Annotated in this window: 12 protein-coding genes; 10 read left to right on the top strand and 2 right to left on the bottom strand. The window is 73.4% G+C overall.

The genetic code is table 11. The annotated features are described in order from the left end of the window. Positions 1–244: 244 nt before the first annotated feature. From ABQ292_RS23945 to ABQ292_RS23910, 8 genes are read left to right on the top strand one after another with little or no spacing between them, the layout of a single operon-like run. Complete coding sequence (locus tag ABQ292_RS23945) at positions 245–1,084, top strand: ABC transporter permease (protein ID WP_369210216.1); 840 nt, start codon at positions 245–247, stop codon at positions 1,082–1,084. Beyond that, on the top strand, positions 1,074–2,363 hold the full coding sequence (locus tag ABQ292_RS23940; RefSeq protein WP_369210215.1) for an ABC transporter ATP-binding protein: 1,290 nt from the start codon (positions 1,074–1,076) through the stop codon (positions 2,361–2,363). The genes ABQ292_RS23945 and ABQ292_RS23940 overlap by 11 nt, the downstream gene beginning before the upstream one ends. Then, a complete protein-coding gene (locus tag ABQ292_RS23935) occupies positions 2,356–3,321 on the top strand; it encodes a GNAT family N-acetyltransferase (RefSeq protein ID WP_369210214.1) in 966 nt (321 codons plus the stop codon). Before ABQ292_RS23940 ends, ABQ292_RS23935 begins: the two co-directional genes overlap by 8 nt. Continuing rightward, positions 3,318–4,586: an aminotransferase class I/II-fold pyridoxal phosphate-dependent enzyme gene (locus ABQ292_RS23930; RefSeq protein WP_369210213.1), complete on the top strand. Its 1,269-nt coding sequence runs from the start codon at positions 3,318–3,320 to the stop codon at positions 4,584–4,586. The genes ABQ292_RS23935 and ABQ292_RS23930 overlap by 4 nt, the downstream gene beginning before the upstream one ends. A 26-nt stretch (positions 4,587–4,612) precedes the next feature. After that, positions 4,613–5,629, top strand: coding sequence for a glycosyltransferase (locus ABQ292_RS23925; RefSeq protein WP_369210212.1), 1,017 nt, complete (start codon positions 4,613–4,615; stop codon positions 5,627–5,629). A 21-nt stretch (positions 5,630–5,650) separates the two neighbouring features. Beyond that, the gene (locus ABQ292_RS23920; protein WP_369210211.1) at positions 5,651–6,358 is read left to right on the top strand and encodes a class I SAM-dependent methyltransferase; all 708 of its coding nucleotides are present in this window, start codon (positions 5,651–5,653) and stop codon (positions 6,356–6,358) included. Between the two features lie 54 nt (positions 6,359–6,412). Further along, complete coding sequence (locus tag ABQ292_RS23915) at positions 6,413–7,036, top strand: class I SAM-dependent methyltransferase (RefSeq protein ID WP_369210210.1); 624 nt, start codon at positions 6,413–6,415, stop codon at positions 7,034–7,036. A 58-nt stretch (positions 7,037–7,094) separates the two neighbouring features. Beyond that, positions 7,095–8,114, top strand: coding sequence for a GNAT family N-acetyltransferase (locus ABQ292_RS23910; protein WP_369210209.1), 1,020 nt, complete (start codon positions 7,095–7,097; stop codon positions 8,112–8,114). 6 nt (positions 8,115–8,120) lie between these two features. On the opposite strand, the gene ABQ292_RS23905 is transcribed toward ABQ292_RS23910, so the two are convergent. Then, a complete protein-coding gene (locus ABQ292_RS23905; protein ID WP_369210208.1) occupies positions 8,121–9,257 on the bottom strand; it encodes a glycosyltransferase in 1,137 nt (378 codons plus the stop codon). A 17-nt stretch (positions 9,258–9,274) separates the two neighbouring features. Between ABQ292_RS23905 and ABQ292_RS23900 the strand changes: the two genes are divergently transcribed. Continuing rightward, complete coding sequence (locus ABQ292_RS23900) at positions 9,275–10,507, top strand: glycosyltransferase family 4 protein (RefSeq protein WP_369210207.1); 1,233 nt, start codon at positions 9,275–9,277, stop codon at positions 10,505–10,507. A 66-nt stretch (positions 10,508–10,573) separates the two neighbouring features. Here the strand turns inward: ABQ292_RS23900 and ABQ292_RS23895 are convergent, their stop codons facing one another. After that, complete coding sequence (locus tag ABQ292_RS23895) at positions 10,574–11,434, bottom strand: hypothetical protein (protein WP_369210206.1); 861 nt, start codon at positions 11,432–11,434, stop codon at positions 10,574–10,576. A gap of 888 nt (positions 11,435–12,322) precedes the next feature. Between ABQ292_RS23895 and ABQ292_RS23890 the strand changes: the two genes are divergently transcribed. Beyond that, positions 12,323–13,209: hypothetical protein (locus ABQ292_RS23890; RefSeq protein WP_369210217.1), on the top strand; the 887-nt coding region annotated here is incomplete at its 3' end.

Below are 13,209 nucleotides of genomic sequence, written 5' to 3'. Positions count from 1 at the left end.
GGGCCGGCGCGCCGGCTGAGGCCGGGCCCCAGCCGTCCCCGGTGGTCGCGGCACGGCACGCACGCCGGGCTCCGACCGACCCTCGATCGGGTCGTGGCTGGTCCCGGGGACGCGGACGTGCTGCACAATCGTCCGTCGGGTGCGCGCCGGTGTCCGACCCCGCCCCGAGGCGGGTCGGTGTTCGTGCGTCACGAGGGCGGGAGCGGTGGCGTACCGGCCGCGCGCAGAGATGGGGGACGCACGCATGACCGGAGCGACGTCGCCCTCCGTGGTGACGGTGATCCGGCCACGCCGGGCCAGGACCCTGGTCGAGTGGGGGGAGCTGTGGGCCTACCGCGACCTGCTCTACTTCCTCACCTGGCGCGACATCAAGGTCCGCTACAAGCAGACGGCGCTGGGTGCGGCGTGGGCGGTGCTCCAGCCGCTCCTCACGATGGTCGTCTTCAGCATCTTCTTCGGCAGGCTGGCCGGGATCGACCCGGGCGGCGTGCCCTACCCCGTCTTCGCCTTCGCAGCGCTGGTCCCCTGGACCTACTTCGCCAACGCGGTCACCCAGGCGAGCAACAGCCTGGTGCAGCAGGAGTCGGTCCTGACCAAGGTCTACTTCCCGCGGGTCATCGTGCCGACCGCGGCTGTCCTCGCCGGCCTGGTCGACGTCTCCATCGCCTTCGTCGTCCTGGTCGGGATGATGCTCGCCTACGGCGTCCTGCCCACGGCGGCCGTGCTGGCCCTGCCCCTGCTCGTGCTGTTCGCCGCCCTCACGGCTCTGTCCGTGGCGTTGTGGCTGTCCGCGCTCAACGTGCGCTACCGCGACGTCCGGTACACCCTGCCCTTCATCGTGCAGGTCTGGCTGTTTGCGTCGCCGGTCGCCTACCCCTCCTCGCTGGTGCCGGAGGCATGGCGGCCGGTGTACGGGCTCAACCCGATGGTCGGGGTCGTCGACGGGTTCCGGTGGGCACTGCTCGGCGACGTGCCGGCTCCCGGCGTGAGCTTCTGGGTCTCCGTCGCCGTCGTCCTCCTCCTCCTCGTGGGTGGGCTCGCGTACTTCCGCCGGATGGAGAGGTCGTTCGCCGATGCCGTATAGCGACGGGGACCTCGCACTCCGGGTGGAGGGTCTCGGCAAGCGCTACCGGCTCGGAGAGCGCGAGCCCTACCTGGCCCTCAGGGACGTCATCAGTCGCGCGGTGCGCAGGCCCGGGCGCCGGCGCGCGGATCCCGACGCCTCGTTCTGGGCGCTGCGGGACGTCAGCTTCGAGGTCCCCTCCGGGGAGGCGCTGGCCATCGTCGGCCGCAACGGCGCCGGCAAGAGCACCCTGCTGAAGATCCTCAGCCGCATCACCGAGCCGACCGAGGGGCAGGCCGTGGTCGCCGGCCGGGTCGGCGCGCTCCTCGAGGTGGGCACCGGCTTCCACCCGGAGCTGACCGGCCGGGAGAACGTGGCGCTCAACGGCGCCATCCTGGGCATGCGACGCCACGAGATCGGGGCCAAGTTCGACGACATCGTCGACTTCGCCGGGGTCGCCCGCTTCGTCGACACCCCCGTCAAGCGCTACTCGAGCGGCATGCGCGCCCGGCTGGCCTTCGCCGTGGCCGCCTTCCTCGACACCGACATCCTGGTGGTCGACGAGGTGCTCGCCGTGGGCGACGCCGAGTTCCAGAAGAAGTGCCTGGGCACGATGGGCGATGCCGCTCGCGGGGGACGGACGGTGCTGTTCGTCAGCCACAACATGACCGCCGTGGAGTCGCTGTGCCAGCGGGCGGTGTGGCTCGACGGCGGACGGGTGGTCGCCGACGGGCCCGCGCTCGAGGTGGTCGGCCAGTACCTGTCGACGTCCTTCTCACAGCTCGGCGAGCAGATGTGGGCCGACGTCGGTTCGGCGCCCGGCAACGACGGGGTCCGCATCCGCCGCGCAGCGGTTCGGCCGGAGTCCGGGGCCCCGTCCGATCCCATCGACGTCCGCACACCGCTGGCGCTGGAGTTCGAGTACTGGAACCTGCGGCCCGGTGCGCAGCTCAACCTCAGCCTGCACGTGTACAACGCGCAGGGGGTCATGGTCTTCAACGCCCTGCCCTACCAGGAGAAGGTCTGGCAGGGACGGCCGTTCCCCCAGGGGCTGTACCGCGACACCTGCCACGTCCCCGGCGACCTGCTCAACGACGGCACCTACCGGATCGACCTGATGGTCGTGGAGGGCAACCGCGCCATCTACCGGCACGACGAGATCCTCGTCTTCGAGGTGCGCGACGACCCCGGCAGCCGGGACGGCTGGTTCGGCTCCTGGGAGGGAGCCGTGCGGCCGGCGCTGGCGTGGGAGACCGAGCAGTTGGCCGGCGACGCGGCACTGGAGACGGCCCTTGACTAGACGGCCGGAGGCCGGTCCCGCGTACACCGGTGCCCGGTACGCCGCGTCGCTGGCGGAGTTCGGGACGCCGGTCCACCTGCCCCGGAGCGGGGGCTGGTTGCTCGAGCGGCCGGTCCCCGGTACGGCCCTCCGCGACCTGACGGGGCCCTATCCCCTGTTCGCCTGCCGGGACTGGTCCGGGCTGGGGGCCGACCTCGACGAGCTGGAGGGTGCCGCGGTCAGCGTGGTGCTCGTCCCCGACCCGCTCTCCGGCGTCCCGGTCGACCTCCTGCGGACGGCCTTCCGCGACCACGTCACGCCCTTCAAGCAGCACCTCGTCCGCGAACTGGCGACGGCGGTGCCGCTGACCTCCTCGCACCGGCGGCACGTCCGCCGTGCCCTCCGGTCCGTCGAGGTCGAGGTCGTCGCCGACCCCCTCCGCCACCTCGACGACTGGGTGCGGCTCTACGGACACCTCGTCGGACGCCACCGCCTGACGGGGGTCCGCGCCTTCTCGGTGGAGGCCTTCCGGCAGCAACTGGCCCTCCCCGGCCTGGTCGCCGTCCGGGCCGAGCGCGACGGGGTGACGGTGTGCATGACGCTGTGGCTGGTCGGCGGCGAGAACGCGTACTACCACCTCGGCGCCTCGTCCGACGCCGGGCGGGAGGTCAGTGCCTCCTACGCGGTGTTCGCCATCGCGCTGGACCACCTGCGGGACCGGGGGGTGCGGTACGTGGACCTCGGCGGTGTGGCCGGCGCCGAGCACCGGGACGACGGACTGTCCCGCTTCAAGGGCGGCTGGGCCAACGCGGAACGGGTGGCTCACCTGTGCGGGCGCATCCTCGACCGCCCGTCGTACACAGCGCTGACTGCCCTCGCTCCTGCGGCCGGGAGGTGGTTCCCTGCCTACCGGGCTGGAGACCGCGACCCGTCGGGGCAGGTCCGGGCCGCGGAGGAGACGAGGGGCGTGGTGACGTGAGCAACGCAGTCGACCGAGGGGGCGAGGCGTCCTTCGCCGTCCTCGGAGGAGCGCCGGCGTTCGACCGGCCCCGGCACGTCGGGCGGCCCAACCTCGGCGACCGCGAGCGGCTGATGGCCCGCATCGAGGGGGTGCTCGACCGGGTCTGGCTGACCAACGGCGGGCCCCTCGTCCAGGAGTTCGAGGCCGCGGTGGCCGCTGTGGCGGGCGTCCGCCACTGCGTCGCCACCTGCAACGGCACGCTCGCCCTGGAGATCGCCATCCGCGCGGCCGGCCTCTCCGGCGAGGTCATCACGACGCCGTTCACCTTCGTCGCGACGCCACACGCCCTGCGGTGGCAGGGCATTACCCCGGTCTTCGCCGACGTCGACCCCCGGACGCACAACGTCGACCCGCGGCAGGTCGAGCGGCTCATCACCCCCCGCACCACCGGGATCCTCGGGGTCCACCTGTGGGGTCGGGCGTGCCCCGTCGACGAGCTCGCGGCCATCGCCGACCGGCACGGCCTCACGCTGCTCCTCGACGCCTCGCACGCCTTCGGCTGCTCGAGCGGTGGACGCATGGTCGGCGGCTTCGGCACGGCGGAGACGTTCAGCTTCCACGCCACGAAGTTCGTCAACTCCTTCGAGGGCGGGGCGATCGTGACCGACGACGACGCCTTCGCCGAGCGGGCCCGCCTCGTCCGCAACTTCGGTTTCGCCGACTACGACCAGGTCCAGGGCCTGGGGACCAACGGCAAGATGTCGGAGGTCGCCGCGGCTATGGGATTGACGTCGCTCGAGTCCCGCGACCACTTCGTCGCGGTCAACCACGAGAACTACGCGGCCTACCGAGCAGGGCTGGCCGGGATCCCCGGCATCGAGCTGGTGCCCTACCGGGACGAGGACCTCACCACGCGGCAGTACGTGGTGGTCGAGGTCGACGGGTCGGCGGACCTGACGCGCGACGACCTCTACCGGGTGCTCTGGGCGGAGAACGTCCTCGCCCGGCGCTACTTCCACCCGGGCTGCCACCGGATGGAGCCCTACCGATCCGAGCAGGACCCCGAGCGCCTGCGCATGCCGGAGACCGACCGCCTCGCAACCCGGACGCTGACGCTGCCCACCGGCACCGGGGTCGACCTCGCCGACATCGCGATGGTCTGCGACCTCGTCCGGCGGGCGATGGCGGCCGGGCGGCCGCTCGGGGAGCTCGTCCGGGCACAGGCGGCCGGCAGCCGCCCGGTGCTGGCGGCCGTGCCGGATGACGGGGCGGGCACCGGGTGACGGCGGCCGCCGGGGGACGGTCGCGCGTGCGCGTCAGCGTCCTCGTCACCGCCTACGAGCACCAGGCCTACGTCGGACGCGCCATCGAGGGGGTCCTCCAGCAGACCGGCGTGCCGTTCGAGCTGATCGTCGGGGACGACTGCTCGAGCGACGACACGCGGTCGGTCGTCGCCGACCTCGCCCGCCGGCACCCGGACACCGTTCGCGTCCACTTCCCGGACACCAACCGGGGCAGGGGCGGGAAGGTCCTGTTCAGCGACCTCGTCGGCCTGTCCCGGGGGGAGTACATCGCCGGGCTGGACGGTGACGACTACTGGAACTCGCCGGAGAAGCTGCGCACGCAGGTCGCGCACCTGGACCGGCACCCCGAGTGCGCGATGGTCTTCCACAACGTGATCAGGACGTTCGAGGACGATGCCCGGCCCGACGAGCTGTACCTGACGCCGACCCCCGCGCGTCGACTCGGGTGGCAGGACCTCCTGAGGTCCAACCCGGTGCCGGCGTGCAGCCCGCTGTTCCGGAGGGAGGTCCTCGACCCCCTGCCGCCCTGGTACTTCGAACTGCCGTGGGGTGACTGGCCGCTCTACTTCCTGGCCGCGCAGCACGGTGAGATCGACTACCTGCCGGGGGTGTGGGGCGTCTTCCGGTTCCACGGGAGGGGCCTGTACTCCGGGCTCCCGGACGTCGCCCGGAGACGCAGCGAGGTCGAGTTCTTCCGGCGGCTCGAGGGCGTCCTGCCGCCGGCCGTGGAGGCCGACCGCCGGCGACGGTTGGCGCTGGCCCTGAGCCGCCTCGCCGCGGCCCACCTCGCGCTCGGCGAACGCCGGGCCGCCCGGACGGCACTGGCGGACAGCTTCCGGGTGTGGCCCCCCGACCCGCGCAGGCTGCGCCGCGGCGAGGGGGAGCGCGCACGGCTGTACCGATGGGCCAGGACCCGGCTCCCGTTCCCCCTGCCCGCCGTCGACGACCGACGCGCGACTCCGCGGGCGGATCCCCGGCCGACGGGACGCGGCACGGCTGCGCGCACCCGGTCCCCCCGCTGACCACGACCCGGTTGGAGAGGCATGTTCACCAAGTCGGCACCCTTCTACGACGCGCTCTACCACTTCGTCGACTACGAGGGCGCGACACGACGACTGCACGAGCTGGTGCAGCAGCGGGCGCCTACCGCGACGACGCTCCTCGACGTCGGCTGCGGCACCGGCCGCCACCTCCAACACCTGAGGCAGTGGTACGACGTCGCCGGCCTCGACCTGGACCCGCAGCTCCTCGTGGCCGCGCGGGAGCGGTGCCCGGGCGTGCCGTTCCACGAGGCCAGCATGGTCGACTTCGCGCTGCCCGAGCGGTTCGACGTGGTTACCTGCCTCTTCAGCGCGATCGGCTACGTGCAGACGCCGGAGGTCATGCACCAGGCCGTCGGCACCATGGCCGCACACCTCAACCCGGGTGGCGTGTTGGTCGTGGAGCCCTGGTTCGAGCCGGACCGCTACTGGAGCGACACGATCACCGCCAACCACCACGACGCTCCCGACCTGAAGATCTGCTGGATGTACACCAGCAAGCGCGACGGGGACGTCTCTGTCCTGGACATCCAGTACCTGGTGGGCACCCCGGACCGGGTGGAGCACCTCTCCGAGCAGCACCGCATCGGGCTCTTCACGCAGGAGCAGCACCTAGCGGCGATGGCCGACGCCGGTCTGACCGGCCTCGAGCACGACCCCGCGGGCCTGGTGGGACGTGGCCTCTACGTCGGCACGAGGCCCCGATCGTGAGGCGCAGGCCCACCGCCGGCCGCCCCGTCACCGCGGCGGGCTGACGTGGACCCGGTGACCCGAGAACTCCGGGACCACTACGCCGAGACGTTCCGCCGGCACGGCCCGTCCCCCCTGGGTGTCGACTGGCGGGGCCTGCCGGACCTGGAGCTCCGCTACCGCAAGATGCTGGAGGTCATCCCCGCCGGCCGCCGGCACCGGCCGACGGTGCTCGACGTGGGCTGCGGCTTCGGCGGCCTCTACGCCTACGCCCTCGACCAGGGCCTCGACCTGCGCTACACGGGCATCGACGTCGTCCCGGAGATGATCACCCACGCCCGAGCCACCCTGCCGTCGGGGGAGTTCCGCTGCGAGGACGTCTTCGAGCTGCCCCCGGGGAGTCGCTACGACTACGTGGTCTGCAACGGCATCCTCACGCAGAAGCTGACGACCTCGACGCGGGACATGGACCGTCACGCACAGCGGCTGATCCGTCGGCTCCACGAGCTCAGCACCGTCGGCGCCGTCTTCAACGTCATGACGTCGAAGGTCGACTACACCAAGGACAACCTGTACCACCGGCACCCCGCCGAGCTGCTCGCTTGGTGCATGGCCGAGGTGACCGATCGCGTGCGCGTCGACCACGCCTACCCGTTGTACGAGTACAGCGTCTACCTGTACCGGGAGGGCGTCGAGTGACCGGGCCGCCCGCCGGCGAACGCCGCCGCACCGCGGACCCCGACGCCGGCTGGTGCGCGTGTCACGACAGACCCTGATCCCGCTCGACGACCGCGCAGGCTGGGAGCGTGCCCTCGACGGTCTGCCGCACGCGTTCGGGCACACGTGGGCGAGCTGCCGGGCCATGCACCTGACAACCGGGTGGCCCACGTCCCTCTACGTGTGGGAGGACGGGTCCTCCCGGTTCGCCTGCGCGATCGCCGAGCGGGGCGGTCCCGGCACCGTCGACGTCGTGACCCCGTACGGGTTCGGGGGGTTCGTCGGGACCGGCCCGGAGGGTGGCCTGCTGCCGCAGTGGCAGGAGTTCGCGCGTGCCCGGGGCTACGTCTGCGGGTACCTCGGCCTCAACCCGCTGTTCGTGCCGCCGGTCTGCCGTGCGTCCGGGGACTACGGCGAGCACAACGACGTCCACGTCCTGGCGCTCGACAGCGGGCCGGACCGGCTGTTCGCGAGGCTGTCGGGGAACCGACGGAGGCAGGTCCGGGCCTTCGAGACGGCGCCTGCCCGACTGTCGGCGGACCGGGAGCGACTGGCCGAGTACTTCCTCGCGGGCATCGACGACTTCCTGCGGTCCCGCGGCGCCGGCTACGCCTCCCTCCTGGGCGGCAGGACCTGGCGGGCGCTGCTCGAGCGTGACGAGGTCTTCGTCCTGGGCGTCGAGGAAGACGGCTCCCTCGTGGCCGCGTCCGTCTTCGCCCACACGCCGTACTGCGGTGAGTACCTGTTCGGCATCTCCAGCCCGGCCGGGAGGGCGTACTCCGCCGTCCTGGTGTGGGCCGCGGCACTGCGGCTCGCCGAGTCGGGTGTACCCCGGCTGAACCTGGGCGGGGGTGTGCGGCGGGGCGACGGCATCGCTGCCTTCAAGGAGCGCTTCGGCGGCGAGCGGCTCCCGCTCGGAGCGCTCAGGCAGGTCTACCGGCCGGCCGCCTACGCCCGCCTGTGCGCCGCCGCCGGCCGCGACCCCGGCGACCGGACCGGCTTCTTCCCGCCCTACCGGGCGCCTCGCGACGGTCGGCAGGCGACCGGCGGAGCCTCCTGACCCGGCTCACCGCCACCGCCGGGGACGCGAGCGCGCCGACCGTCGCGAGAACCGCCGCCGGGCGAGGACCTCGTCGTAGAGCGCCTCGTAGGACCGTGCCATCGCCTCGGCGGTGAAGCGACGCCGCGCCTCGACCTCCGCGGCCGCGGCCAGCCGGTGACCCAACCCCGGGTCGGCCGCCAGCCGGGCGAGGGCGCTCCGCAGGGCTGCGACGTCGTCGACCGGGACGACGAGTCCCGACTCGCCGTCGCGGACGGCGTCCGGGATGCCGCCGACGGGCGTCACCACCAGGGGGACCCGCCCCAGCATCGCCTCCAGGACGACCAGCGGCAGACCCTCGTAGCGGCTGGGCACGGCGAGCACGTCGAAGGACCGCACGTACCCGGAGGCGTGGTCCGACCAGCCGAGCCACGACACCCTGCCGTGCAGGCCCAGGTCGGCGGCCAGCCGCTCGAGCCCCGCCCGTTCCTGGCCGTCACCGACGACCACGACGTGCACCTCCGGGAGGCCGGCGACCGCGCGGAGCAGGACGTCGAACCCCTTCTGCTCGTGGAGTCGGCCGACGGCGCCGACGACCACCCGGCCCGGTGGGGCCGGCACGGCGCGGCGCTCCTCCGGCTCCGGCACCCCGTTGTGCACCACCCGCACGGTCCCCTCGCCCAGCCCGAGGAGCTGCTCGACCTCCCGGGCCGCGCCGGAGCTGACGCCCACGACGGCGGCGAGGTGGGAGGCGGTGGCGCGCACGAGTCGGGCGATGCGCGGCCCGGGCATCGGCATGGGGAGGTGTGCGACCCCGATCACCGGGACCCGCGGTAGGGTCGCCGCCGACAGGACCGTGTAGGGGTCTGCGAAGGGCACCGGGAGGTTGAGCTGCACGATGTCGGGGCTGATCCTCGCCATCGCCTGCCGGTGAACCCAGATCCGCCCGAGGTCCCGGTCGTCCCTGATGGGCGGGACGGTGTCCCAGCCCGTGCCCGGGCGGCGGGCCGCGAGGCGCTCCACGACCGCGGGGTCCACACCCAGCAGGTCGACGTCGATCCGCTCGTCGAGTGCTGCGAGCAGGTGGCCGAGCACGATCTCGGCGCCTCCCCACGCTGTCGCCCCGCAGAACGCGAGCAGGTGCAGCGGCCGGGGCCCCGTCACAGTCCGGGAGCCCGTCCGTGAGGGTCCTCGTCGTGGCGGAGGAGTACCCGTGGCCGGCGCGCTCGGGCGGTCGTCAGCGGCTGCACTGGATCCTCCGCATGCTGTGCGCCCGTGCGACCGTCGACCTCCTGGTCATCGAGGAGCACCCGTCCCGGTCGGCCCCGGAGCCGCCACCGGAGGTGCCGATCCACCGGCTGACGCGGGTCGTCGCCGGTCACCAGGTCCTCAGCGCGGGAGGACGGTTCACCCGGTGGCTGTTCGGCCGCCTGCCGAGGAGCGTGGTCGGGCGAGACTGGACCTCCGCTCGCTCCGCCGTGGGCGAGTGGGCCGACGACAGCCACGACCTCGTCTGGTTCGTCCACACCTCTGTCTACCTCGCGCTGCGGCACCACCTGCCCGGACCCCACGTCGTGGACCTGGACAACCTGGAGTCCTCGCTCCGAGCGCACCGCAGGCGCAGTCGTCGCTGGCAGGCGGCGAGGACGTTCCGCGGGGCCGTGTGGGAGCGGGCGCGGGCCGCCGCCGACGTCCTCGACAAGCGCAGGTGGCGGCGGCTCGAGCGGGGCATCGCCCGGGCGGCGACGGTGTCGTTGGTCTGCAGCGACCTCGACTGGCGACGCCTGGACGAGCCTCGGGTGCGGGTGCTGCCCAACGGCTACGAGCTGTCCGTCGACTGCCAGCCGGTGGCCCCTCCGGAGGGCGCTGACGGGGACCCCGTCCTGCTCATGGTCGGGTTGATGATCTACGAACCCAACAGGGACGCGGCGCTGTACTTCGCAAGCGAGGTCCTCCCCCTGATCCGCGCCCAGGTCCCAGGAGCCCGGTTCCGCATCGTGGGCCGGTACGACCCGGCGGACTCGCACATCCTCTCCGACCTCCCGGGTGTCGACCTCGTCGGTGAGGTGCCCGACGTCGCCGTGGAGCTCGCGAGGGCCAGCGTGGTGGTGGTGCCCATCCGGTACGGCGGGGGGACGCGGATCAAGATCCTCGAGGCGTTCGCCTACGAGGTGCCGGTCGTGAGCACGTCGATCGGGTGTGAGGGACTCGACATCGAGGGCGGCAGACACCTCCTGGTGGCCGACCGCCCGGTGGACTTAGCAGCGGCCTGCTGCGACCTGCTGGCCGACGCGGGCCTGCGGAAGGCGATCGGCACGGAGGCCAGACGGCTCTGGGAGACCCGGTACCGCTGGGCGCTCATGGCCCCGGTGGTGGACGACGTCCTCCGGACCGTTGTCCCGCACGGGACCTGACACGCCACCGTCCGGCCGCTGTCGTCACCGCCCCCGGGCCGTGGCGGACCCGAGGTGATCGGCGCCTCACCGTTGCAGCGCGCGCCAGGCCACCCCCAGCGCCGGGTGTGCCAGCCAGGCGCCGGTGAGAGACGCGAGGTGCCCGAGGGGAGCGGGCGCCGCCCCCCGCAGGTCACCGGCCCGGCGCTCAGCGGACCGGCTGTGGTGGATCCAGCACAGTGTCGCCAGCGCACCCAGGGCGGAGGTCGGGATCCCCGCCGATCCTGCAGCGGAGTGGACCCAGCGGAAGAGGCGTGCCGAGTGCTCGGACTCGCCGGCGAAGACGCGCAACACCCGCGCGACGCGGGTCGGGGTGTCCGCGGGCCCGTCCACCTGTGCGAGCACGTCGGCGGCGAAGTAGAGCAGGTCCCATATCGGGAACCCCGGCCGCCGGGCCGACTCCCAGTCCACGGCCGTGAAGTCGCGCCCGTCGGTGATGAGGTTCCAGCCGCCCAGGTCGTTGTGCTGAAGGACCGCGGGGATCGGGGGGACGCTGTCGACGAGGTCAGCGGGAGCCCCGACCGAGACACCGGCCTCGATCACTGCACGCCGCATCCGCGCCCGCTCCGCCTCGAGGGCGGACCCCGGCTGAGCGGTGTGGCGGCCCACGTCCTCGATCCAGTCGGCGATCGAGTCGAGCAGGTGCCACGGGCGCCGGTGGAGCAGGAGCGAGAGCTGGTTGCCAGCGGCCGCCGTCTCGACCGACGCCGTCAGACCGCCGGCGTCGACGAGGCCGAGGTAGGTCGGAGCCCGGGCAGCCACCGGCCCGCCCGCCGCCCGCACGAGGGCCAATCCGGCGGCGTCGTCGACGAACGACCGGTCGTAACCCGCGACACGGCTGAACTTGACCACCCACGCCGGCTGTGACCCGTCCAGGACCGTGAACACGGCTCGCTGCAGCACGTCGCCGGTACCCAGGCGGAGCAGCCACGGGCGGTCCGCACGGAGCCCCACCTCGGCAGCTGCCCGCAGTACGGCCGGCACGGGATCGGTCCCGCCGTGCTGCAGGACCAGCGTCGCCGACGAGCGGGACGGGGCGAGCAGCCCCAGCGGTACCGGTAGCCGGGTCGCCAGAGCCGCCGTCCGGCTCGCGCCGCGGACGAGGCCACTGGTCGAGGCGGACGTCCGCAGCAGGTACCGGAGCCCGGTCCGGGGGACGAGGGGGAGGACCAGGCGGGGGGCTCCGAGGTCGCCGCGGACCAGGAGCGGGTGGGCCGCCCTCCCCGTGAGCCGGAGGTCGACCGGGGGCCGGCCCAGCAGCAAGTGTGCTCGGGCCGGGAGCCGGAGCGCCTCCCGTGAGCACCTCGCGGTGGCGACCACGAGGTCCGGTCGGGCACCGTGCCGTGCCGTGGCCTCCGCCACCTCGACGCCAGCCTCACGCAGACCTGCGGCCATCGCCCTCACCTGTGGCTGTCGCCCGTCACCCAGGACGACCGCGTGCTCGACGGTGTGGGGGAGGACGAAGCGCAGGTCTGCACCGCGGAGGGTCATCGCAGCCAAGGTAGTGCCGGTCTGTCCCACCCGCGGGGAGGGCGGCCAGGAGCGCGTGCCCGGTCACAGCTCCGGCCACGCCGCCCGGCGCCGCTGCGCGAGCGCCGTCCGTCGCGGGACGGCCGCGGGTGTGCCACCTGGTCCGCGCCGTCTCGCCGTGACGGGTGTTGCCCGTCGCTGTGACCCGGGTGGGATGGATGGGACTGACGGGACAGCAGGGTGACGTTCCGCTGACCCCTCTGGCATGTAACGGTACTGATATCGCACAATCACGCTGTGTGGTGGATGTGGGCGCTGGGCGGACTGGTCGCGTGGCTGGTCCTCGGCCTCCTCCTGGGAACGGTGGTCGGCCGGGCCGTGCGGCTCGCCGACAGGCGTACCGCGGGGACCGGCTCCGACCACCTGACCACGGGCGACCTCCCCTGGGCCTCCACCCGTCCGGTGTCCGCGACCCAAGTGCGACGACGTGTCCCCATCCCGCCGGTCGCCGTGGCGCTCGCCGTCACCGGGGTCGCCTTGGAGACGGTCGGCTACGCCGTCCGGCTCGCCGACGTCCCGGGACGCGCCGGCCGGCTCCTGTCCATGGACGCACCCTTCTCCGTCCCGCGCTTCTACATCGCCGCGCTCCTCGCCGCCGCGGCCGTCGCGGCGGCGGTGGGAGGTGCCGGTCTGGGGGAGCGCCGTACGTGGTGGACCGCGGTGGCCCTGGTCACCGGCTGTGCCGCTGCGATCAAGACCGGTAGCACCGTCCACGCCGATGCACTGTCGTGGGCCAGCGACTCGTTCACCCCAGTCGGCGCGGTCCTGCTCAGCGTGGTCGTCGTGGGTGCTGTCGTCGGAGGGCTGTGGTCGCTCAGCCGCGGTGACCGCCGCGACCGGCGCCGTGTCCTGGGGTGCCTGAGCCTGTACGCCGCTGCCTCCGTGGGGCTCTCTGCCGTGTCGGGCACCGTCGGAAGCGCCCTCGGTGGCGGCAGCCGGTGGGCGGCCATGGCGACCTTGGTCGAGGAGTGCGGCGAGGCGGTCGGCGCGGTGGCCCTCCTGGTCGCCGTCCTCGTCGGTGTGGCGCCGCGCCTCGTGCTCCCGGCCGGATGGGCCCTCCGGCGGACCGACGACGCCCACACGCTGGACCTCCTCGAGATGGTGCCGGGCTCGACCGCAGGCCGTCCTACCGT

Origin of the sequence: Geodermatophilus maliterrae, assembly GCF_041018925.1 — a bacterium.
Lineage (GTDB): Bacteria > Actinomycetota > Actinomycetes > Mycobacteriales > Geodermatophilaceae > Geodermatophilus > Geodermatophilus maliterrae.
Note: the sequence above shows the minus strand (reverse complement) of the source record. Positions and strands in the feature narration are given on the sequence as shown.

Coding starts and splice junctions, on each gene's coding strand:
- ABQ292_RS23945 (WP_369210216.1), top strand. CDS start 245: ATGACCGGAGCGACGTCGCCCTCCGTGGTGACGGTGATCCGGCCACGC.
- ABQ292_RS23940 (WP_369210215.1), top strand. CDS start 1,074: ATGCCGTATAGCGACGGGGACCTCGCACTCCGGGTGGAGGGTCTCGGC.
- ABQ292_RS23920 (WP_369210211.1), top strand. CDS start 5,651: ATGTTCACCAAGTCGGCACCCTTCTACGACGCGCTCTACCACTTCGTC.